A 20,408-nucleotide genomic window follows, 5' to 3' on the forward strand; every position below is an offset into this window, starting at 1 on the left:
GGCCGGACGGTGGTTGCGACCCACCGTCCGGCCGATGAGGACTATCCGGAGATCTCAGCGTCGACGGCACGCGCGACTACGTTGTCTCTCCGCCCAGACGAGGCTGTGGTGGTCTCCCACCGGAAGCCGTCCGGATCGGTGAACGTCCCGGCGTCGCCGTTGACGATGATCCGGTGGGATCCGGTGCCTTCAGGGGAAACACCGGCGTCCTTGGCGGCAGTGCGCTGTCCGTACAGCGCCAGTTTGATGTGCTCCGTGGCGAACTCGACGTACTTGCGGCCGAAGCTCTTGGCCACCGGCAAGCCGCGCTCGGCGTAGAACCTTTTGGTCGTGGCGACATCGGCGACGCCCAACAGCAGCACGAGCTCGTCGACCCGTCGGTTGGCCGGGCCGGTGTTCTTCTTCGAGGACGACGCGATCTTCCAGATAGCGCCGTCCGGGTCGCGGACGACACCGCCGTAGCCCCAGAAGCTCTTGGTGGCGGGCTTCAGGACCGTCGCTCCAGCGTCGAGAGCGGTGCCGATGAAACCGTCGACGATATTCGGCTGCGCGACCACGAGTGACAGCGTGAAGCCGCGGAAACCGGTCGTGGGTGCCTGAGAGGCACGGACCCGGATTCGGTCGCCCAGGCCGAAGGCCGCGGTGTAGAAGGCGCTGGCGCCTTGCGGGTCGGGGACTTCGAGGGTCACGGATTCGATGGAGGACATGACTGATCTCTTTCGTAGCGTTGATTCGGGTTGATTTCGGTGGCGATCACCAACGGTCGGGCGCGCCGCTCCAGGACGAGCGGCCGGTAGAACGTGAGCGGACGCTCGGTGTCACTGGTCCTGGATCAGGCCGAGGACGTTGCCGTCGGTGTCGATGACGGTGGCCACCTGCCGTCCGCCGCCGACGTTGTGAGCGGCTTCCTTGACCGCGGCACCGGCCGAGGTCAGCTCGGTGAGCTTCGCAGCGAGGTCGGGTACGTGCCAGTAGGCCACCGGCGAGGTCATGCCCTGCGCGCCGCCGCCGGGCACCAGTCCGATGTGCTGACCCTCGACGTCGAAGCCGACGTAGTAGGGCCCGTCGACCTGCGGCTCGGCGCCCAGCAGCGCGGTGTACACGGCCTTGGCCGCGGCCAGGTCGGCCACGGGGTGCAGAACGGTCTTGATTCCCTGGGTAGACATGGTTTCTCCTCTGTCCGCGGGTCACCTCGACCCGGTGTTCGCGTTCCTGCTGGGAACGTGTTGCCAGCCTCGCCGCCGGCACTACTGATCCGCATCCGTGCCGACCACGGAAAGCAAGCACGGATAGCCGACACCCACGAGCGCGGCACAATGAGACGGTGACGACGGAGATCTCCAGCCGGGAGGCCGAGGTATTGGCGCTGGTCGGCGAGCACCTAAGCAACGCCGAGATCGCCGCGCGGCTGTACCTCTCGGTGCGCACAGTTGAAAGCCACGTTTCCTCGCTGCTGCGCAAGCTTGGGGCGCCGGATCGGCGGGCGCTCGCCCGACGCGCGTCACAGCCGGACAACGTCGACGGTTCCGGTGCGGTGGCGGTGCTGCCGACCCCGCTCACCTCGTTCGTCGGCCGGGTACGGGAGCGGGACGAGCTGATCGAGATGATCGCGACGCACCGGCAGGTGACGGCGGTCGGCCCCGGCGGGGTGGGCAAGACCCGGCTTGCGCTCAGCGTGGCGGCCGACGCGGCAAGCGAGTTCCCCGACGGGATCTGGTTCGTCGACCTGGTCCCGACCACCGACGCCGAGATGGTCGCCGACGCGGTCGCCGACGCGCTGGGCCTCGGGGAACAGCCCGGCCGCGACCGGGACGAGTCGGTGTTCGCAGCGCTCGGTGACCAGCGCGCCCTGCTGGTGCTGGACAACTGCGAGCAGGTCCGCGACGGGGTGGCGCTGTTCGTGGAGCGACTGCTCACTACGTGTCCACGGTTGACGGTACTGGCGACCAGCCGGGCCCGGCTGATGGTGCCGTTCGAACGGGTGTATCCGGTGCCGCCGCTGTCACTGACGGGCGAGGGCGACGCGGTAGCGCTGTTCCTGGACCGGGCGGCGGCGGGCGGCCCGGCACCTGATACCGCACTGCGCGAGCACATCGCCACGATCTGTGAGCGACTGGACGGCATGGCGCTGGCGATCGAGCTGGCCGCAGCCAGGTATCCGGCGTTGGGGCTCGACGGCGTCACCACCGCGCTGGCGGATCCGCTGCGAATGCTGTCCGGCGGCTCGCGCGCCGACGAGCGGCACCGCTCGGTACGGGCGGCACTGGACTGGAGTCACGCCCTGCTGGACCCCGCCGATCGGCGGCTGCTGCACCTGGCCTCGGTGTTCGTGTCGCCGTTCACCGTCGCGGCCGCGGCACGGCTGACCGGGGCCGAACCGGGCATCGTCGCCGACGGACTCGCCCGGCTCGCCGAACAGAACCTGCTCGTGATGACGTCCTCGACACGCGGCACCCAGTACCGGGCGCTGGAGACCATCCGTCAGTACGGCATCGAGCACCTCACCACGGCAGGCGAGCTGGACGACGTCCGGTCCCGGCATGTTCGCTGGTGCCTGACCGTCACCGCGGGCCTGGCCGCCACCGGAGTGGACCGGCACACCGGCTTCGAGCCCTCGGCCGACGACCACCGCACCGACGAGGAGAACGCGCGAACCGAATGGCGCGCCCGCTTCGACCCAGTGGCCGACGACCTGCGCGCCGCCCTGGCGTGGGCGGCCGAGCAGCCGGAGCACCGCGCGGACGCGTGCCAACTGGCACAGCGGCTGGCGGAACTGACGTTCGCTCGCGGCCTGATCGGCGAGTCGCAGCAGCGGCACGAGCAAGCTGCCGAGCTCGCAGCTGACCCCGCCGACGAAGCGGTAACGCTGCGGCACGCCGCCGCCGTCGCGGCGTGCCGGTTACGCGGCGACGACATGTACCGCCTGCACCAGAAGGCCGCCGACGCCGCGCTGCGGGCCGGGGACACCGCTGGAGCCGCCCGTGACCTGGCGACCGCCGCCACCCACGCGTACCGGTTCTCCGGCGAGTTCCGCCGGCCGCCGTCCCTGGACGAGGCGGTCGCGCTCATCGACCGGGCCCGCGTACTCGCCGGTGACGCCCCGACCGCGCTCGCGGCGGTTGCGCTGGCCGAGGCCGCAGTGCTGTACGACGCGTTCGGCGCGGCGCAGGGCCCGTCCGAAAACCAGGTGCCGACCACCCTGGCGCACGCCGAACGGGCCGTCGAGCTCGCGCACCGCACTGGCGACCCGTTCGCCGAGTCCGCCGCCCTCGACGCGCTCACCGGGGCGCAAAGCTGGGGCGGAGACGCGTTCGGCGCCGCCGACACGATCGGACGCCGGATCGAACTGATGTCGTCGCTCGCCGAAAGCCCGCAGCGCACGCTGGAACTCATGGACGCGCTCAGTCAGGCCATCGAGGCGGCTCTGGGCGTGGGCGACCTGGCCGGTGCCCGGCGGTGGGTACAGCGGCTCGCCGACCATCCGTTGCTGACCGAGATCGGGTACCGTCCGACGGCCTGGCTGCTGGTCACCGACGCGCTCGGCGGCGGCGTCGAGGAGATACCCGAGGTCGGCGACCGGTTTCTGGAGCTGTGGCGCCGGGCGGGCCGCCCGGCCGGACGCCACCTGGCCCCGGCCGCCGCGGGGACGGCGATGATCCACGAGCTGCGCGGCGATTCCGCCGCCAGCCGCGAATGGGATGCGGTGCTGGCCCACATCGACCCCCTCCCCGGTCACACCGTCAGCTTCCTGGCCGTCTTCGACGCCATCAAGCTTCTCCACAAGGGACGCGCGTCGGCGGCGCTGGAACGGCTGGCCCCCGCACCCGGCGACGTGTGGAAATGGGTCACGTGGATCTGGCTCCACTGGTACATGGCGCTGCGCGCCGAGGCCGCCGTTCTCGCCGGCGCCCCCGAAGCCGCCGACCTGCTGGCCAAGGCCCGGACCACAGTGGCCGGTAACCCGGTCGCCGCCGCCATCGTGGAACGCGCCGCGGCGCTGCTCGACAACGACCAGAAGCGGCTGCTGGCCACGGCGGCCGCGTTCGACGCCGCCGGCTGCCGTTACCAGGTGGCACGAACCCTGATCCTGGCCGGCGGCGACCACGCCGTCTGCGGCACCGCCATCCTCACCGACCTCGGCCTCACCCCCATGACACAGGGGTAACGGCTCTCGCTGATGACAGACCCAAGCGTTACGAGCGAGAAGTGGTGGGGTCGAGTCCTCGGATGAGGGCGGCGAGACCAGTCTCGAACTCGTGGTCTTGACCGAGTGCGACGACTTGCCGTGTGGTGTCGATGATGTGGCCCGCCACGTCGTCGTCCCGGTTGGTGTCGATGACGATGTCTCCGCTGTCGCGAGTCGTCTGCTGTTCGATCGCGGAGCCGATGGTGTAGCGCGAGACCGCGATCAGAGCCAGGACGGCGTCCGTCGCTCTGAAGCCGGCACCTTCCAGAAGGGCCACCTGAGCGATCGCGTTGTCCAGGCGAGGGCTTCGGGCGCCGGATGACGCGATCAGCCGGGCACCGTCGCGGACGCTGAGCATCGCCCGCCGCAGGCTCCGCGCGTTCCTGGCGACGAACTCGTCCCATCGCTCGCCGTTAGCGGGTAGGCGGTCGGTGTGCCAGCGATCGAGGATTTCGTCGGCGGCGGCGTCCAGCAGCTCGGCTTTGCTGGCGAAGTGGTGGTAAAGAGCCGGTTGACGGATGCCGAGGTGTGTGGCGATCGCCCGGAGCGACACGTCGTCCAGTCCGCGCTCGTCCATCACTGTGATCGCGGCCGACACGATCGCCCGCCGGTCGGTTCGGGACGGGTACGGCATGGCAGAAGAGTATCGCGTTTCGCACGCAAGGTTATCGCTGATAGTCTTCGGTGGGACGAACGAAACGGAGGAAACGACATGGGACGTGAAGACGCCTGGAGCGGCACGGTGGTCAAGAAGTCGCGCGGGCTGCTGGACGGCTCGAACCTCTATCGACAGGTCACCATCGAGATGGATGCCGGTGGGACTGAGAAGATCCGGGTCGACCGCAGGCTTTGGAAGGAACTCAACGTCGGCGACCGCCTCGTCAAGGATGCGGGCGCGGAACCGCGTCGCCCATGAACGAACGGAGTAGAACCGTAAGCCCGCGCCGGTGAGGTGGCCCTCTTGCACGGCGGGGGCGGAGGCCCTCGTCCGCACCTACGGAGAAGGCCCGCGAGTGCCAGCGCGAACTGGCCGGCCTGAACGGCGTCGAGCGTGCCGCGGACATCGTCGAGCAGGCTCTTGGGACCGGCCGGCCAGTCCTGGCTGGCCCGCGGTCGACCTCACGGTGAGCAGCCGAGACCTTCCCACGCCGAGACAACGAAGGTGGCCCAAGCGGGAGCAAGGTCAATCTCCTCAGGCGTTGTCGTACGCCGCCTGCAGAACGGTGGAGTCGATCTTGTGCATCTTCAACATCGCCGCCATCGCGGCCTGGGCCTTGACCGGATCCGGGTCGTCGAGCATCCGGAACATCAGCTTCGGGACGATCTGCCAGAACAGGCCGTACTTGTCCTTCAGCCAGCCGCACGGGCGTTCCGCCCCGCCGTCACCGGTGAGCCGGCTCCAGTAGCGGTCCACCTCGTCCTGGGTGTCGCACTGGATCATGAACGACACGGCCTCGTTGAACTGGTACTGGCCGCCGCCGTTCAGAGCCATGAACTGTTGGCCGGCCAGCTGGAAGTCGACCTCCAGCACAGTTCCGGCCTCCGGGTGGCGCCTGACGTGAGTGATCTTGCCGTCGTCGAAGATCGAGGTGTAGTACCTGGCGGCCTCCTCGGCCTGGCCGTCGAACCAGAGAAACGGGGTCAGGGTCTGCATGATCGGTGTCCTCTCAGATGACCTGGATGAGCTTCTGACGATGTGCTTGCAGCGGGAGCCTAGCCGACTTTATCGTTCTTGTGAACCGATCAAGAGAATCGATTCAGAAGAATCGAGCCAGCGCCCGCCGACCTGGCCCGATCCCCGCGAGCGCCGCGGCCAATAAGATCGAGCCGCGCGCGACGACGACGGATATGGAGAGGGTGGAGGTGCTCGTGCGATGCCGGGTGTGACGCTGCAGACGATCGCCGACGCGCTCGGCGTATCTCGGACGACGGTCTCGAACGCGTACAACCGGCCCGAGCAACTCGCCGCGGAGCTGCGCGAACGGATCTTCGCCGAGGCCAGGCGGCTCGGTTACGCCGGGCCGGATGCGGCGGCGCGGTCGTTGCGCAGTCGCAAGGCCGGGTCGATCGGGCTGCTGTTCACCGAGACCCTGTCGTTCGCGTTCTCCGATCCGTACGCCGTCGGGTTTCTGCAAGGCCTCGCCGAAACCGCGGAACTGCATTCGACCAGCCTGCTGCTGGTACCGATCGACACGGCGGTCGACGCCGTACGCAAGGCCGTGGTCGACGGCTTCTGCCTGTACTGCGTCGACGAGGACCACCCGGCCGCCGAGGTGATCCGCGCCCGCGGCCTGCCCCTGGTCACCACCACCCCGCCCACCGATCCCGACCTCGCGTACGTCGGGATCGACGACGAGGCGGCCGCGTTCGCCGCCGGCGAGCATCTGGGACGCCTCGGCCATCGCCGGGTCGGCGTGGTCATCGACCGCTCACAAGGACAGAAACCCCGGGCCACGCAGGCGGGCGCAAGCGGCACGGCGGCCGACCAGGTGCTCGAGGTCGTGGGCCGGTCGGCGCAGGCCAGGTTCCGGGGTTACCGCAGGGCACTGCCGGAGGCGGAACTCCTGCCGGTCGCGGCGGACCGGAACTCCCGTGCCGCCGGGCACGCCGCAGCGAACGGGTTGCTCGACCTGACCGACCGGCCCACGGCGATCCTCGCGACCAGCGACGTCCTGGCGCTCGGCGTACTCGACGCCGCAAGCGAACGCGGACTGACTCCTGGGGTCGACCTGTCCGTCGTCGGTTTCGACGACGTGCCCGAGGCCGCGACCGCCGGGCTCACCACCGTCCACCAGTCCATGCTCGACCGCGGTCGCGTTGTCGGGCTGATGCTGCTCGAACCGGACACGGTCACCGAACGGCAGATCCTGCTCCCGGCCGAGCTTGTCGTCCGTACGACCACCGGGCCGGCCTCGCCACGGTGACACCAACGGCCCGGATGCGCTGGTCACACCGCTCGCTGACGAGTGTTACCGTCCTGAAACCGCCCGCTGGATATGACTTGTCTGCATGAACTCCCGTGAAAGAGCGAGGGCATGAAGACCAAATGGCCAGGCTTGATCTCGCCTGACAGGGGCTCAGAGATGATGGGGAATTCGCTGCCGCGGCGTTCGATACTGCGCGGAGGGCCGTGGCTTTCAGTGCGGCCGGACTGTCCTACGGCTGGCAGGTGAAACCCGTGTAGGCGAGCGCCGGTGCGGATCCGATGTCGTGGAGTTCCCTCGCAGGTTGGGTTCTTTCGGGCGCTGTTGATGCCATTGACTGGCAGGAGTGTGCACGCCGGATACGGGTGGAATGCCGCTGATACGACAATGAGGCATGCCGAAGCGTGTGGTCAGTCTCGTGGTCCTGCTTGCTGGACTGGTTGGATTCACTGGTTTGTCGTCGGCGGCCTCGACGGCGATGGCTCCGGCCGGGTCAGGGAATCCGCCCTATGGCTCGCCATACCAGAGGCTGATCTGGCAGTGCCGGGTCGCGGATGGGACTGCGACTGTGAATCGGGCGGGAACGAACTACGCCGTCGTGTTTCTGAGAGCCGTCAGTCTGAGAGCCGGGCTGTCGTCTCGTGCGTATTCTTTCTTCGGGCCGCGAAGCCGGCTGGCTGTGGGGGGCGAGTCGACGCCGAGGTTGTCGTTCATCGTGCGGGATGCGGCGGAGATCGAGCAGACGGATCCGGACTTGTTCGCCGAGCTCACCAGCGACGGTATGAGGCCCGGCGATGTCGTGGTTCAAACGTGCGCCAGGAGCGTGCCGCGCCGCGGGCATTCGGAGCAGGTGATTCTCCGGAAGGCGGGAGAGTACGAATACCGGGTGAAACGGCTCGCGGAAGGCGCCACCGAGAAGCAGATTGACAGGGAGCTGGCGCCCAAGAACCGGGTCGACATCACGCCTTCGCAGTTCATCGGCGGAGAGTCCGAGCTCGCACCGTGCAGCACGTCCGGGCCGAAGTGTTTCCGGTACTCCAAGGACATGCGCTACATGGTCGGCTACACGACCGCGGAGGAGAAGCGAAGCTTCAGGCGGATCAAGGAGGGGCTGATCCGGGGTCAGATCGACTGGGAGCGGCGGAACGGAGGCGGCAGCCCGTTCGACCCACCGCCGGTACGAGGATCCGGTGGCAAATCGAATGCCGCTACGCCAGGGACCGGCTCGCTGCGGCAGCGGGCTGCGAAGGCGGCGATCGGCGATCCTGGTGGGATCGACTTCAGCACGGTCGAGTTGCGGCAGGTGTCGACGCCTCCCGATGGTCAGCAGGGCTTCGACTACGGGATCGTCGGGAGACCGAGCTCCGCACAAACCAATCCGATGGATCTGCAGGGTCTGGTTGACACCGCGGACTCGTTCTACATCTGGCTGGCGCTCGACCGTTCGAAGTTCTGGGTCAACCTGAATCCCAACGAACCCGATCGGATCATGGACAAGCAGTTCGGTCGCACCCGAACCGGCCGCATTCTGCTGGACGCCGACTTCGACCTGAAGAAGATCGAAGGCAAGCTCGTCTACGGCGACACCAAACTGGCGGAGGACTTCTGGCGGCAGATCCAGAGCTACCAGGGTCGCAAGTGCGTCTCCCTACGGATGTGGATCACGCCGGGAATCGCCAAGGTCTACAGCGAGGGCGACCAGCTCTACATCCTCGACGCACCGTTGAAGGTGCAAGCTGAGACCGACTATGCGCAGGACACCGGAACCGGCGTGTACGGTACGTGCCCACACCAGCCGAAGCGCATCGATCGCCACAACTCGCAGGTCTTCAACCGGCTCATCCTGCCTGGAGTCAATCAGGCCGTGAACAACGACGCTGAGTTCGCGGCGCTGCGCCGGGTCTATTACAGCCGGATCGCCGCCGAGTCGGTCCGCCAGCGGGCGAAGGCTCGTCCGACCGGTTTGGAAGACGTGATCGACAGCGGTGACATCTCCCGTTGGGAGTCGAACCAGCGGTGGGTGCCGGACGACACGTTCAAGAAGTATGTCAGCAACTACAACAAATTCAGCGGCTGCATCGAACGCCCTGCTCGTTCGGCGTGCACGCGCGAAGCGCTCTATGGCTACGCTTCCGGCGGTGTCGATTTCAGTAGGATCGAGCAGCAGCGCGTGAGCAAGGCCGAGTTCGAGTCCCGCTGGCCTCGGATCACAGCCAGTCAGGCGTACGTCAAGGGGACCACCAGCTCCCGGCCGGCGCCGAGGTCGGACGTCGCGCCGGTTCAGTCGAGGCCGGCGGCCACCAAGAGTCTCTGGGCGACGGCGACGAGCTTCGTGGGGCCGAACCAGGTTCTGGGCGCGGGTCTGCTGGTCGTCGGCGGGCTGGCGATCGTACTGGCCTGGCGGATTCCCCGCCGTCGGCGTCGGTCGCGGGATGACAAGGCTCGATAGCCGCGGCCCGTTGATGACGTCGCACGACCTCTTGCTGACCGAAGCCCTGGCAGTGGCTCGCGTGGCCGATACCGTCGCCCTCGCAGGCGATCGAGAAGGAGAGTCAGGATGACAACGCCACCAGAAGCCGAATCCTCGCCCCAGCGGGTGAACCTGTTCCAACGGCTCCGGAACCGATGGATCGTCGTTCTCGGTGGAGCGATCGTCGTTGTTGCCGGAGTCGCGTTGCTCTGGCCGAACGGCGAGCCGGAGTTGCCGGACAACTTCTGCTCGTATATCGGCACGGAGAATCTCACCAAGCTCGTTCCGAGCCCTCGGCTGCGATACAGCAAGATCGAGGGTGTCGACAGCACGTGCGTCGCGGAGTCGGCGTCTGGAGACCAGCGCCTACGCGTCGAGCTCTCACGAGGTGAGGACAGTGCGGACGGCGCGAAGGCGCTGTGCCAGAGCATGGCCTCGCGTGAGGACATGAGGCAAGAGGAGATGGTCAAGCCCGCCGAATCCACGTTCAGCGATCGGATGTGCGGCTGGATCTCGGCCTCGCCCCAGCTCGGCGCCACTGGTGACATCTACGTCGTCCAGGCCAACGATCGGCTCTCCATTTCCTACGACGTGAAGCCAGGTGACAGGAAACTCGTGATCGAGCGGGACTCCGTGCTGGCGGACGCGATCTTCACGAAGCTGGGGTCATGACTGGCAACCGCAAGTGGATCGCCGCCATCGTCGCAGCGATCGTCGTCCTGGCCGGAGCTGCTTTTCTCCTGTGGCCGAAGGACAGTGCCAGTGCGGTTCCCGAGGATCTCTGCTCGTTCATCGGCGACGAAGCACTCGCCACGTTCGTGCCGAAGCCCGAGCTGCAGCCCCACAAGGACGGCGAATCCGCGGTCAGCTGTACCGCCAAGTCGGAGGGCGCGAATCTCTCGGTCTTTCTCCAGAGTGGTGACGACAAGGAGAACTTCGATGCCGCCTGCCGGAACGAGCAGACGATGGCGAAGTCGAAAGCGGACTTGATCAAACCGTCGGAGACCGCCGAGTTCGGCGAGCAGATGTGCGGCGAGATCAGCTATCAACCCAGTCAGCCAATCACTCCGGACGACTCACTTCCTCCATCCACCGACAACTCCGTCTGGATCATCTCCGGCGACTACGGGCTCCTCTTCCTCTACGGCGGCCCGTCCAACGGCAGAACCCACGAGTTGGTGCGCACCCTCGACCTTGCCCGCGTCATCGTTGGCAAGCTCCAACGCTGACGACTCGCACCGCACCTCCGCGTCGGGATACAACCGGTCAGCGACGCCCGCATCCGCACGATGCTGAGCCCGTCGCCGGCCCTACTCGGCGGACTGTGCCTCGAGCTCAGCGTCCTGTGCCTCGATCAGGTCGAGGTCGCGGACGCAGAAGCCGTGGTGCTCGAAGGTCTCGTTGAGCACCGTGCGGAGGCACTGCCGCACCGAGCGGCCCCTGGCGTAGGGCGGCCAGACGTCGTCATCGGGCACCGGGGCTCGCGCTGCGAGCTGCTCAGCGGTGACCTCGTCGAGCCAGGCCTCGAGCTCGGCGGTCTGTGCGGCACGCACTCTCACGATCTCGTCGAGGGCCGGGTCGAGCGAGAGGTCAAGCCCGTGCGCCCCACGGTAGGGCCCGACGGTCGTCCCGATGCCCATCGGCGTGAACAGCTCCGTGGAGCCCAGGCAGCAGCGGCGGAACCACGAGTCGTGGACGAAGACCAGGTGACGCATCGTCTGCACCGCCGACCACTCGTCGTTGACGCTGCGGCGCTCGATGCCGGGCCTACTGCGGATCCGCTCGATCGTGGCGGCCCAGGCGGTATGGAGCTGACGCGACGCCTCCCGCAGATCGGCAGGGTCGTCCGAGCGGATCAGCACCCGCACCGGATGACGCCGGTCGAGCTCTGCCTCGACGTACTCAGTGACCTCGACGCCGTTGACCACGAGGTTGGTGATGAGACCGTCGATCACCGCATCCTGCATCACGACGCCGATCAGGCGTGCCCCGGTCAGGTCGCACTCGCGGAACTCCGCACCGTGCAGATCCTCGTCGACGTAGCGTGTCATGCTCCGCATGATAGGTCCGAGCACCGACAAGCCTGCCTGTCCGCCGAAGAACTCCGGGAAGCCGCCGGTAACCCGGTAAGCGGTGACCGATCGTGGTTACTCGGTGTGATCAATGTAACCGGAATGCGGTTGCCCCGACTGGTAGAGCATGGAGACCACTGCTGCAAGGAGCCTCGCGGCGAAAGTGCACGACTTCGCCCAGACTCAACTCGAGGGCGACGAGCGAGCGCTGTTCGCAATGTTGCTCGCCCCCGCGCTCGTCGAGGCGGACTCGGATGACGTGCACGGCTTCGCGTTGACCACTTGGAGTCCGCAGCCACTGCCCGAGCCGTTGGCCGATGCGCTCAGGGCGAGCGGCCTGCGCGTGGTGGAAGACCCCACCTGAGCCCACCAAGCCGACGCCAGAGCGCGACCGGCCCAGGCGGCTTGGGATCGACACCAGGCGCGACTGATCTACGAAGCGCACCCTCGTGCGCCGAGAGTTGCGCTCACCTTCGGTAAGCGAGATGCCGCTCCACGGCCTCCCGTCAGCGGCACATCTCCGTCCCGTATCCAAGAAACGGGAGTGAGGCTCGCCTGATTCACTCAGTGTCTATCGCTTCAGCGGGCTGCTGAGGTGTGCTAGCGCATCACATACGAAGGCGTTGCGGAGCTGGGTGAGGCCCGAGGCTGCCACGAGGTCCCACTAGACGATCTGTTCCAAGGGGTCGCCTGACGCGCGACGCCTGGCATCCACGCTGGCTGCGTTGTCGTCGATCGCCGGAGGCCCCTCCTGGCTCCTCCTCCGCCTTCCCAGCGCGGCGCCATGCGCCGCGCGCTTGACCGGCGACCCCTTGGAACAGATCGTCTAGGCCGGCTGCTCGAGCGGATAGCTATGCCGCCTGTGATCTCAGCCGCGGGCAAGGCGGATGAGCCCGAGCGGGTCCTCGCGGTCGGTCTTGTTGTGCTCGAGCCACCATTGTCCGACTGCCTCCGCCGTTTGCGTCAAAGCCGGTGTCCCGTGTGTTTCGCCCAGCAGGCCGGTGGCCTCGTTCACCAGGACACAGGCACCGGTGGCCGCGGTCAAGGCCTCGGTCGACAGTGCGCGCACGGACTGGTAACCCTCGACGAGTCGGTGTGCGTCCCGATGCAGGTAGGCCACGGTTCCGGTCTCGTCCGTCCGGAACATTTCCCGTGGTTATCAACTTCGCCAGGTCGAACACGGCCGGCCCGACCATCACCTTGTCGAAGTCGATGAAGCCGGATCCGGTCGGTGTCATCACGATGTTCCCCCAATGCATGTCGCCGTGGAGGACCTGTGATTCCTTCCCACTTTCGTGCACGCTCTGCCAGCACGCGAAATAGTCACCCCACACGTCCCTGACCTGCCGCCACGCCCGCCTCGGGCCCGATGACGTGACGTCGGTGAGATCGAAGCTCAACGGCCGATCGGAGAAGTCCGCAGTGCTGGCGGCCAGATCCTCGTGGAGTAACGCGATCGCCCGCCCGACATCAAAAGGCGGGATGGTCTCGTCCTGCCGATGCGGCAACCAGGTGCAGATCTGGAACGTCCAGTCCTGCCGCTCGAACGATGCTGTCCCGACGGCCAGCGTCCGCGGACACGGCACGGATCCGACCGAATCCACGACAGCCGAAATGCGTTCGATCAACAACCGGGGCTTCCTGGTCAGTCGAACCGCGAGGTCGTTGTCCGCACTCTTGGGATGACGAACCCGCCAGACCACGGACATAGTCGCCGCCGACATCCTCTCGACGCTGAGCTCGGACAGGCTGTCGACCTTCAGCAGATCCATGAGAAGCCCACTGATGTCCAGCGGCAATCCGTACGTCTCGGTCACCCAGTCCACTCCCTCCAGATGTCGTGTTCGTACGTTTGGTTTGCGGCTGTGTGTGGGCGGGGCGTCCGATTTCGCGAGTTCGTCGGTGGTCTTGGTCCAGGTGAACGGCTGGCAGCGGTTGTTGTGGGCGTCGATGAAGGTGTCGATGGCCTCGGTCGGGTCGGCGACGGATTCGAAGCTGCCGCGGCGGATGGCCTGGCGGGTGATGATGCCGAAGAGGGTCTGGGAACTTGTCGTGGCGGTTGTGCGGGTGCAGCGGGTGCAGGACCCGGGCGGTTTCCGCCGGACTCACCGACCTGCAAGTCGCAAACCGGTGCGGACACAGCCTCCGCACCGACACCCAAGACCTCCCAGCAGCATGGCCGATCGACGGAGAGGCTCACCGCGGGACTCAGCGGCGCGGTACTCCAAGGGCATTCAGGTCGGCGGCGCCTGCGGCCGGGTCGCTGCTCAGGAGCAGTGTGCAGGCACGTTCAAACCGTGCGCCGATGCGGGCGAAGCCGTCGACCGCGGTGGAGAGGGCCTGCGCGTCACCGGTGAGGCGGGCGTCGACTCGGGACAGGCAGGCGGCTGCCCAGTCGTTCTCGGCTGCGAGGGGCGCGGCTGCGGCCAGCCGCGCCCCGGAGTCCGGCAGGCCCGCTACGACAGCCAGTTCAGCCGCCGAGGCCTGGGCGTACGGCGCCCACCAGCCCCGCGCGACGCCGGCGAAGGCCTGCGTGACGAGATCCGAAGCGCCTGCCAGGTCTCCGGTGTGCACCGCGACCCTCGCCGCGGCGAAGGCGGAGGGTGCTGCCAGTGAAGGCGATGCCGCCGGATCGGAGACCCGGGCAACCTCGAGCGCCCGCTGCTGCCACTCGCCGAACGAGCCGTCCTCGCGCAGGCCGTGCACCATGGCGGCCGCCGACAGCGCTGACGCCATCCACTCCATCGGCGGTGAGCCGTCCCGCTGCCAGCGTTCCCACAACGCGTCGGCCTCCGACAGGCACTCGTCGAACCGGCCCATCAGCGCGTACAGCCGGATCAATCGCGGCAGCAAGATGTACGGATGATCGGCCGTCGGGTCGCCGGCCATCGCGGCCTGCGCATCGGCCAGCGCGCTACGCAGGTCTCCGATCGCCACCGCCGTGGTGGACGTGTTGTGGTGCGCGTCGACGATCTCGGCGGCGGCGTACGGCTCGTGCCTGGGCAGCGGTTCCGTCAGCCGGATCCGCTCCAGGGCGTAGCCGCGTGCCTCGCGCAGCCGGCCCGCCTCAGCCGCCGCGACCTGCCGGGCATCGAGTGCCCCCGCGATGAGCACCGGGTCGCCGGAACGGCGCGCGACCTCGACTGCCCGCCTGGCGAGCTCCGCGTCGGCCACGGCCCGCCCGTGACCGCGTTCCCAGGCTCGGGCCGTCGCCAGCAACGCCTCGACGTGAGCGTCCCCGGAAGCAGTGACAGCGCTGTCCTCCGCTTCGGCCAGCAGCCGGGCCGTCTCCGCCTCGGGCGTCTGCAGCAGCGGCCCAGCCGGGTGCCGGTTGTACGCGATCACGGCGCTGGCCAACATGGTGGCCCGGACGTTGCCGTCGGCGACGGCCCGGTCGGCGGCCTCGAGCAGGAGCCGGACGGCGGCCTGCCCGTCCGCCACCGCGAGCGCGGCGTCGGCGGCGGCACGCAGGTCGCGGGCCGCCATCGCCCCGTCCTCGGCCCGGTCCGCGGCCGAGGTGTAGTGCGCGACCGCCTCGGTGAACTCGCGCCGGGCGAACGCCAGGTGGCCCAGTGACCGCGCCAGCCGGTGCGCGACGGGAGCGGCCGCCGCCGGCGTGTGGGCCAGCGCGGCTCGCAGGTCGCCGACCACCTCGTCGTACGCCGCCGGCCAGGTGGCTTCGTCGATCTCGTTCTCCAGGGCGGCCGCGGCGTCGGCCGCCCAGCCAAGGTGCCGCTCGCGCGCGGTCACCAGCTCGTCGGGACCGAGCTGTTCCAGCGCGAACGCACGGATCGTGTCCAGCAGCCGCCACCGGGTTCCGCGGCGGACCAGCAGGCTCTTGTCGGTCAGCCGCCCGAGCAGGTCGGCGACGTCGCCGCGTGGTCGTTCCACGCTGGTCGCGCACGCGGCGTCCAGGTCGAACCCACCGACGTAGACCGCGAGCCGCCGAAACAGCAGCCGCTCGTCGTCGTCCAGCAGGTCATGGCTCCAGCCGATCATCGCGGCGAGCGAGCGGTGCCGCGGGTTGGTGCCCCGGCCACCGGCCAGCAGCCGCAGCCGGTCGTCGAGCGTGGATCTGAGCCCGTCGATCCCGAGCGAGGCGGTCCGGGCGGCCGCGAGCTCGATCGCCAGCGGCATCCCGTCCAGCTGGGCACACAGCTCGGCGAGGGCCGCCGGGTCGGTGTGCGGCTCGAGACCGAACGCCGGGTCCACGGCTCGTGCCCGGTCGGTGAACAGCTGAACCGCCTCGGAGTCGGTCGGCAACGGCGGCAGTACGACGGTGTGTTCGCCCGGCACGCCGAGGCGTTCGCGACTGGTCGCCAGCACGCTGGTCTCCGCGCCGGTGGCCAGCAGCCGCTCCACCACCTCGGCCACGTCCTCGATCAGGTGCTCGCAGTTGTCCAGCACCAGCAGCGTCCGGCCGGTACGCAACCGCTCGGCCAGTGCCTGCTCGAGCGTCTGCGGGGGACGTTCGGTCACCCCGAGCGCGGTCGCGACCGCTCGCGCGACCAGCCCGTCTCGTACCGGAACCAGGTCGACGAAGGCACCTGGTATCCCCAGTTCGGCGGCGACCACGGTCGCGAGCCGCGTCTTGCCCATCCCACCCGGACCGAGCAGGGTCACGAGCCGGGCCTGCCGCAGTGCACCGGCCACCGCGGCCGTCTCCGCCGATCGCCCGACGAACGTGGTCCGGCTCGCCGGCAGCCCCAGCATCCCCGGCGCCCGCCCTCCCCCGGCGACACCCGCAAGCTCCCGGCGGTCGGTCACGCCGTACTTGCGCAGCAGCGACGAGACATGGCTCTCGACCGTACGCACCGAGATGTGCATCGCGCGGGCGATCTGCGCGTTCGACCTGTGCTCGGCGATGGCCGCCAGCACCTCTGCCTCGCGCGCCGAGATCTCCACATCGCTCATCGGGCACATCATCGCCGATCCGAGGAGTCCGCGCGGGCTCCGTACCCGTTCCGTGGTGGATCCGTGGCCGGCGCGGATGTGTGTCGGTGCCGCCGGTCGCGATCGTCGTCGTATCAAGTTCGAGGCGTTCGAAGGAGGACGTGATGAGTGGTACGACGATCCCGGTCCGTCGAGTCCGGCGAGTCCGGCCGGCGGCGGTGGCGCGCTGGGTCCTGCAGGCCGCGCTGGCCTCGCAGTTCGTGGGCGCCGGGGTGATGAAGCTGTCCGGCGACCCGGCGATGGTGGCCATGTTCGCCGAGATCGGCGCCGGGCAGTGGCTGCGCTACCTGGTGGGCGGGCTCGAGCTGGCCGGAGCGATCGGCCTGCTGGTGCCGCGGCTGTGCGGCGTGGCCGCGCTCGGGCTGATCGGCCTGATGGCCGGTGCGGTGCTCACCAACCTGGTCGTACTCGGCGAGTCGCCGGTGCTGCCGCTGGCGTTCGGATGCGTGGCCGGGCTGGTCGCCTGGCTCCGGCGGACCGAGGTACGGGAGCTGGCTCGGAAGGCGGTCCGGCGATGACTGTGTGCTCTGCGATGTCGATGTCGCTGGACGGGTTCGTGACCGGACCGAACGTCAGCCGCGAGCACCCGCTCGGTGTCGGCGGCGACCCTCTGCACGAGTGGATCGTCAGCGGGACGGAGCAGGACGAGGAGCTGTTGACGTGGATGGCTCGCGGCGCCGGAGCGGTCGTGATGGGCCGCCGCTCCTACGACCAGTGCGAGGGCGATGGCGGCTGGGGCGACGGTGGACCCGTGGCCGGCGTGCCGTGCTTCGTGGTCACGCACCAGCCGCCCGAGCGGGTCGCCGCGCCGGACGTGTTCACGTTCGTCACCGACGGCGTGGAGAGCGCGATCAAGCAGGCCGAGGCGGTGGCGGCGGGCAAGGTCGTCGCCCTGCACGGCGCCACGGTCCCGCAGCAGGCGCTTCAGGCCGGGTTGCTGGACGAGATGTTCGTGCACCTCGTCCCGATCCTGCTCGGGGGTGGCGTCCGGTTGTTCGACCTGTTCGACGCGGCGCCGGTCCGGCTGGAGCGTACCGACGTGATCGCGTCGCCGCTGGTGACACACCTGCGGTTCCGGGTGGTGCGTTGAGATGACCGGGCTGACCATTCGCGGCTTCGACGGGCTGCTGATCCGGCCGGGCGACGACGGGTACGACGACGCCCGCACAGTGTGGAACGCGGTCGTCGACCGGCGGCCGGCGGCGATCGCACGGTGCACCACCACCGCGGATGTGGTGGCGGCGGTCCGGTACGGCCGCGAGGCCGGGCTGGAGATCGGCGTACGCGGCGGCGGCCACAGCTTCCTCGAGCATCCCGTCGCCGAGGGTGGTCTGGTGATCGACCTGTCCGGTCTGGCGGCTGTCCGGGTCGACCCGGGCAGCCGCCGGGCCTGGGTCGGTGGCGGCGCGTTGCTCGGCGGGCTGGACGTGGCGGCGCAGCGGTACGGGCTGGCCACGACCGCGGGCAACATCTCGCACACCGGCGTCGGCGGGCTCACGCTCGGCGGCGGCACCGGCTGGCTGGCCCGGATGCACGGGCTTACGTGCGACAACGTGGCGTCGTATCAGCTGGTGACCGCGACCGGCGAGGTGCTGCGGGTCAGCCGTACCGAGCACCCGGACCTCTTCTGGGCGCTGCGCGGTGGCGGCGGGAACTTCGGCGTGGTCACGGAGTTCGAGTTCCGGCTGCACCAGGTCGGCACCAGGGCGATGGTCGCGAACCTCTACTACGACCTGGACGACGCGGGCACCGCCCTGCGCGGCTGGCGTGACCTGCTCGAGTCCGCACCACGGGCGGCGACGCCTGTGGCCAGGGTCGGGCGGCGGGAGGAGTTCGGCGGGCGCCCGGTCGCGAGCATCGGATACGTCTGGGTGGGTGACCCGGCCTCCGGGCGCCGGCTCCTCGCGTCGTACGCCCGGGTCGGCTCACCGATCGGCGCCGACGTCCGGGAGCTGAGCTACCTCGACCTGCAGACCGGCGACGACGAGGCCGAGGGACACGCGCTCCGCAGGTACTGCAAGGGGCACTACCTGCGGTCGCTGCCAGACGCCGCGATCGACGCGTTCCTCGACTGGGGCGACGACCCGTTCCGGCCGAACGCCCGGCTGACGTTGAACGGCGGCGCGACAGCCGACGTGCCGGACGAGGCGTCGGCGTACAGCCATCGCGACGCGCTCGTCGAGTTCACCACCGGGGCCGGGTGGACCGATCCCGCCGAGGACTCCGACCGGATCGCCGACGCCCGGGGCTACGCCGCGGGGCTCGAGCCGTTCGCCAGCGGCGCCTACGTCAACACGGTGGCCGACCCCGGCGACGGCCTGCTGACCAGCTGCTACCCGCCGGCGAAGCTCGCGCGGCTGCGGACCGTCAAACGCGTCCACGACCCCGGCAACACCTTCCACCTGAACCAGAACACCCGCCCGTAACGACCTGAGCCGTCGTCGACAGTGTCGACGACGGCTCAGTCACGTGAGGCTCGATCTTAAAAATCTTAATGTCAACCTCTTGAAAATTGATTCTTCGTCGGATACAACTTTGGATATGACAGATCAGGCGATGGACTGGCAGGAGCTTACGAACCTGACCCGGGGGCAACCGTTCGTCGTCGAGCGAGTGCGCCTGGCCGGCAACGGCGTCGCGATCGAGGGGCAGTTCGAGCTACCGCAACTGGCCCAGCTCAACGTCGAGGATCAGGTGTTCGTCACCGCGTTCGTGCGGTGCCACGGCTCCATCAAGGAGATGGAGCGGATCTTCGGCGTGAGCTACCCGACGATCAAGTCACGGCTCAACCGGATCACCCAGATGCTCGACTTCGTCGAGACCGATCCGGCGCCGTCGCGGGCCGACATCATCGATCGGTTGCGCCGCGGCGAGATCACCGCACAGCAGGCAGTGTCCGAACTGGAGGGTCGCGCGTGATGCCGCAGTTGTTGACCGTACGAGTCATGCGCCCGGGCCGGCGCCCGCTCCGGATCTGGCTGCCCGTACTGCCGATCCTGCTCCTGCTCTCACCGGTCGTGGTCCTGGCCGTCGTGGGAGTGATCGTGGCCTGCCACATCTACCGCGTCGACGTGACGCGCGCACTGGGCATCGGCTGGAGCATCGTCTCGGCGTTGCCCGGCACCCGCGTCGACTTCGCGGAAGGCCGTACGTCCTACCTCGTCACCATCCGATAGGAGAGATTCCGATGAACGAACAGCGCAAGGAGATCCTCGACATGCTGGCCGAGGACAAGATCACCACGGCGGAGGCGGACCAGCTCCTCACCGCGCTCGACCGAGACCAGCCGCCGAACGTGTCGAGCCTCGACGCCCGGCCGAAGAGCAAGGCGAAGTACCTGCGGGTGGTGGCCGAAACCATGGAGGACGGCGAGCCCGGGCGGATCAACATCCGGGTGCCCCTGCAGCTGCTCCGGGCCGGCGTACAACTGGCGGCGCTGATCCCGCCACGGGCACTCGAACGCGCCAACGCCGAACTGACCAGCTCAGGCGTGTCGGTCGACCTGGCACAGCTCAAGCCCGACCAGCTCGAGTCGCTCGTGGAACACCTCGACGAGCTCACCATCGACGTCGAACAGTCCGACGCCAAAGTCCGCATCTTCTGCGAGTAGCGCCGTGCGGGCCCCCGGAAGGGTGCTGGAACACCCTCCCGAGGCCGCGCCCGCTACAGCGGAACACGGTTCTACTGCAACTTTGGAGTCTAGGCCCTGTTTCATAAGTGGTTGTTGTGATCTGGGTGTGCTCGGCGTGTCGGTGATCAAGAATGTGCGAGGTCTCCGGTAGATGGTTCATCGACCAAGACGA

The 20,408-nt window shown here is 68.6% G+C and carries 20 protein-coding genes and 1 pseudogene; 13 read left to right on the forward strand and 8 right to left on the reverse strand.

Annotation, left to right across the window (positions count from 1 at the left end; translation table 11 throughout):
• Positions 1 to 41: 41 nt before the first annotated feature.
• On the reverse strand, positions 42 to 707 hold the full coding sequence (locus ACYVF6_RS17195) for a glyoxalase (RefSeq protein ID WP_460522337.1): 666 nt from the start codon (positions 705 to 707) through the stop codon (positions 42 to 44).
• Positions 708 to 818: 111 nt separating this feature from the next.
• Entirely contained in the window at positions 819 to 1,166 is a 348-nt protein-coding gene (locus ACYVF6_RS17200; protein ID WP_460522339.1) for a VOC family protein, read from the reverse strand.
• Between the two features lie 158 nt (positions 1,167 to 1,324).
• Between ACYVF6_RS17200 and ACYVF6_RS17205 the strand changes: the two genes are divergently transcribed.
• Complete coding sequence (locus ACYVF6_RS17205) at positions 1,325 to 4,165, forward strand: ATP-binding protein (RefSeq protein ID WP_460522341.1); 2,841 nt, start codon at positions 1,325 to 1,327, stop codon at positions 4,163 to 4,165.
• Positions 4,166 to 4,193: 28 nt separating this feature from the next.
• Here the strand turns inward: ACYVF6_RS17205 and ACYVF6_RS17210 are convergent, their stop codons facing one another.
• Positions 4,194 to 4,820, reverse strand: coding sequence for a TetR/AcrR family transcriptional regulator C-terminal domain-containing protein (locus ACYVF6_RS17210; protein WP_460522343.1), 627 nt, complete (start codon positions 4,818 to 4,820; stop codon positions 4,194 to 4,196).
• A gap of 78 nt (positions 4,821 to 4,898) precedes the next feature.
• On the opposite strand from ACYVF6_RS17210, the gene ACYVF6_RS17215 reads away from it, so the two are divergent.
• Positions 4,899 to 5,102, forward strand: a complete 204-nt coding sequence (locus ACYVF6_RS17215) for a DUF7489 domain-containing protein (protein WP_460522345.1) — start codon at positions 4,899 to 4,901, stop codon at positions 5,100 to 5,102.
• A 276-nt stretch (positions 5,103 to 5,378) separates the two neighbouring features.
• Here ACYVF6_RS17215 and ACYVF6_RS17220 read toward each other — a convergent pair whose 3' ends face one another.
• A complete protein-coding gene (locus tag ACYVF6_RS17220) occupies positions 5,379 to 5,840 on the reverse strand; it encodes a VOC family protein (protein WP_460522348.1) in 462 nt (153 codons plus the stop codon).
• A 220-nt stretch (positions 5,841 to 6,060) separates the two neighbouring features.
• On the opposite strand from ACYVF6_RS17220, the gene ACYVF6_RS17225 reads away from it, so the two are divergent.
• The 4 genes from ACYVF6_RS17225 (at position 6,061) to ACYVF6_RS17240 (ending at position 10,809) form a co-directional block, all read left to right on the forward strand.
• The gene (locus ACYVF6_RS17225; RefSeq protein WP_460522350.1) at positions 6,061 to 7,110 is read left to right on the forward strand and encodes a LacI family DNA-binding transcriptional regulator; all 1,050 of its coding nucleotides are present in this window, start codon (positions 6,061 to 6,063) and stop codon (positions 7,108 to 7,110) included.
• Positions 7,111 to 7,825: 715 nt separating this feature from the next.
• Entirely contained in the window at positions 7,826 to 9,559 is a 1,734-nt protein-coding gene (locus tag ACYVF6_RS17230; protein ID WP_460522352.1) for a hypothetical protein, read from the forward strand.
• A gap of 108 nt (positions 9,560 to 9,667) precedes the next feature.
• Complete coding sequence (locus tag ACYVF6_RS17235) at positions 9,668 to 10,252, forward strand: hypothetical protein (protein WP_460522354.1); 585 nt, start codon at positions 9,668 to 9,670, stop codon at positions 10,250 to 10,252.
• Complete coding sequence (locus tag ACYVF6_RS17240; RefSeq protein ID WP_460522356.1) at positions 10,249 to 10,809, forward strand: hypothetical protein; 561 nt, start codon at positions 10,249 to 10,251, stop codon at positions 10,807 to 10,809. The genes ACYVF6_RS17235 and ACYVF6_RS17240 overlap by 4 nt, the downstream gene beginning before the upstream one ends.
• Before the next feature lie 81 nt (positions 10,810 to 10,890).
• Here the strand turns inward: ACYVF6_RS17240 and ACYVF6_RS17245 are convergent, their stop codons facing one another.
• Positions 10,891 to 11,631, reverse strand: coding sequence for a DinB family protein (locus ACYVF6_RS17245; RefSeq protein ID WP_460522358.1), 741 nt, complete (start codon positions 11,629 to 11,631; stop codon positions 10,891 to 10,893).
• 148 nt (positions 11,632 to 11,779) lie between these two features.
• Between ACYVF6_RS17245 and ACYVF6_RS17250 the strand changes: the two genes are divergently transcribed.
• Positions 11,780 to 12,016: a hypothetical protein gene (locus tag ACYVF6_RS17250; RefSeq protein ID WP_460522360.1), complete on the forward strand. Its 237-nt coding sequence runs from the start codon at positions 11,780 to 11,782 to the stop codon at positions 12,014 to 12,016.
• 504 nt (positions 12,017 to 12,520) lie between these two features.
• On the opposite strand, the gene ACYVF6_RS17255 is transcribed toward ACYVF6_RS17250, so the two are convergent.
• The 3 genes and pseudogenes from ACYVF6_RS17255 to ACYVF6_RS17265 form a co-directional block, all read right to left on the reverse strand.
• A complete protein-coding gene (locus ACYVF6_RS17255; protein ID WP_460522385.1) occupies positions 12,521 to 12,799 on the reverse strand; it encodes a hypothetical protein in 279 nt (92 codons plus the stop codon).
• 46 nt (positions 12,800 to 12,845) lie between these two features.
• Positions 12,846 to 13,424 (reverse strand): annotated as a pseudogene (locus ACYVF6_RS17260) (aminoglycoside phosphotransferase family protein); the annotation flags it as partial.
• Between the two features lie 436 nt (positions 13,425 to 13,860).
• Complete coding sequence (locus ACYVF6_RS17265) at positions 13,861 to 16,566, reverse strand: LuxR C-terminal-related transcriptional regulator (protein WP_460522361.1); 2,706 nt, start codon at positions 16,564 to 16,566, stop codon at positions 13,861 to 13,863.
• A 143-nt stretch (positions 16,567 to 16,709) separates the two neighbouring features.
• On the opposite strand from ACYVF6_RS17265, the gene ACYVF6_RS17270 reads away from it, so the two are divergent.
• The 6 genes from ACYVF6_RS17270 to ACYVF6_RS17295 are packed head-to-tail and all read left to right on the forward strand — an operon-like array spanning position 16,710 to position 20,215.
• Positions 16,710 to 17,123 (forward strand): DoxX family protein, encoded by a 414-nt coding sequence (locus tag ACYVF6_RS17270; protein WP_460522363.1) that lies wholly within the window; start codon positions 16,710 to 16,712, stop codon positions 17,121 to 17,123.
• A complete protein-coding gene (locus tag ACYVF6_RS17275) occupies positions 17,120 to 17,695 on the forward strand; it encodes a dihydrofolate reductase family protein (protein WP_460522365.1) in 576 nt (191 codons plus the stop codon). The genes ACYVF6_RS17270 and ACYVF6_RS17275 overlap by 4 nt, the downstream gene beginning before the upstream one ends.
• A 1-nt stretch (position 17,696) precedes the next feature.
• Positions 17,697 to 19,031 carry an FAD-binding oxidoreductase gene (locus tag ACYVF6_RS17280; protein ID WP_460522367.1) on the forward strand — a complete coding sequence of 445 codons (1,335 nt, stop codon included), beginning with the start codon at positions 17,697 to 17,699 and terminating at the stop codon, positions 19,029 to 19,031.
• 43 nt (positions 19,032 to 19,074) lie between these two features.
• The gene (locus ACYVF6_RS17285) at positions 19,075 to 19,524 is read left to right on the forward strand and encodes a DUF2089 domain-containing protein (RefSeq protein WP_460522369.1); all 450 of its coding nucleotides are present in this window, start codon (positions 19,075 to 19,077) and stop codon (positions 19,522 to 19,524) included.
• Complete coding sequence (locus ACYVF6_RS17290; RefSeq protein WP_460522371.1) at positions 19,524 to 19,781, forward strand: hypothetical protein; 258 nt, start codon at positions 19,524 to 19,526, stop codon at positions 19,779 to 19,781. The genes ACYVF6_RS17285 and ACYVF6_RS17290 overlap by 1 nt, the downstream gene beginning before the upstream one ends.
• Before the next feature lie 11 nt (positions 19,782 to 19,792).
• Positions 19,793 to 20,215, forward strand: coding sequence for an SHOCT-like domain-containing protein (locus ACYVF6_RS17295; RefSeq protein WP_460522373.1), 423 nt, complete (start codon positions 19,793 to 19,795; stop codon positions 20,213 to 20,215).
• Positions 20,216 to 20,408: the final 193 nt, after the last annotated feature.

The organism is Flindersiella endophytica (assembly GCF_054779015.1).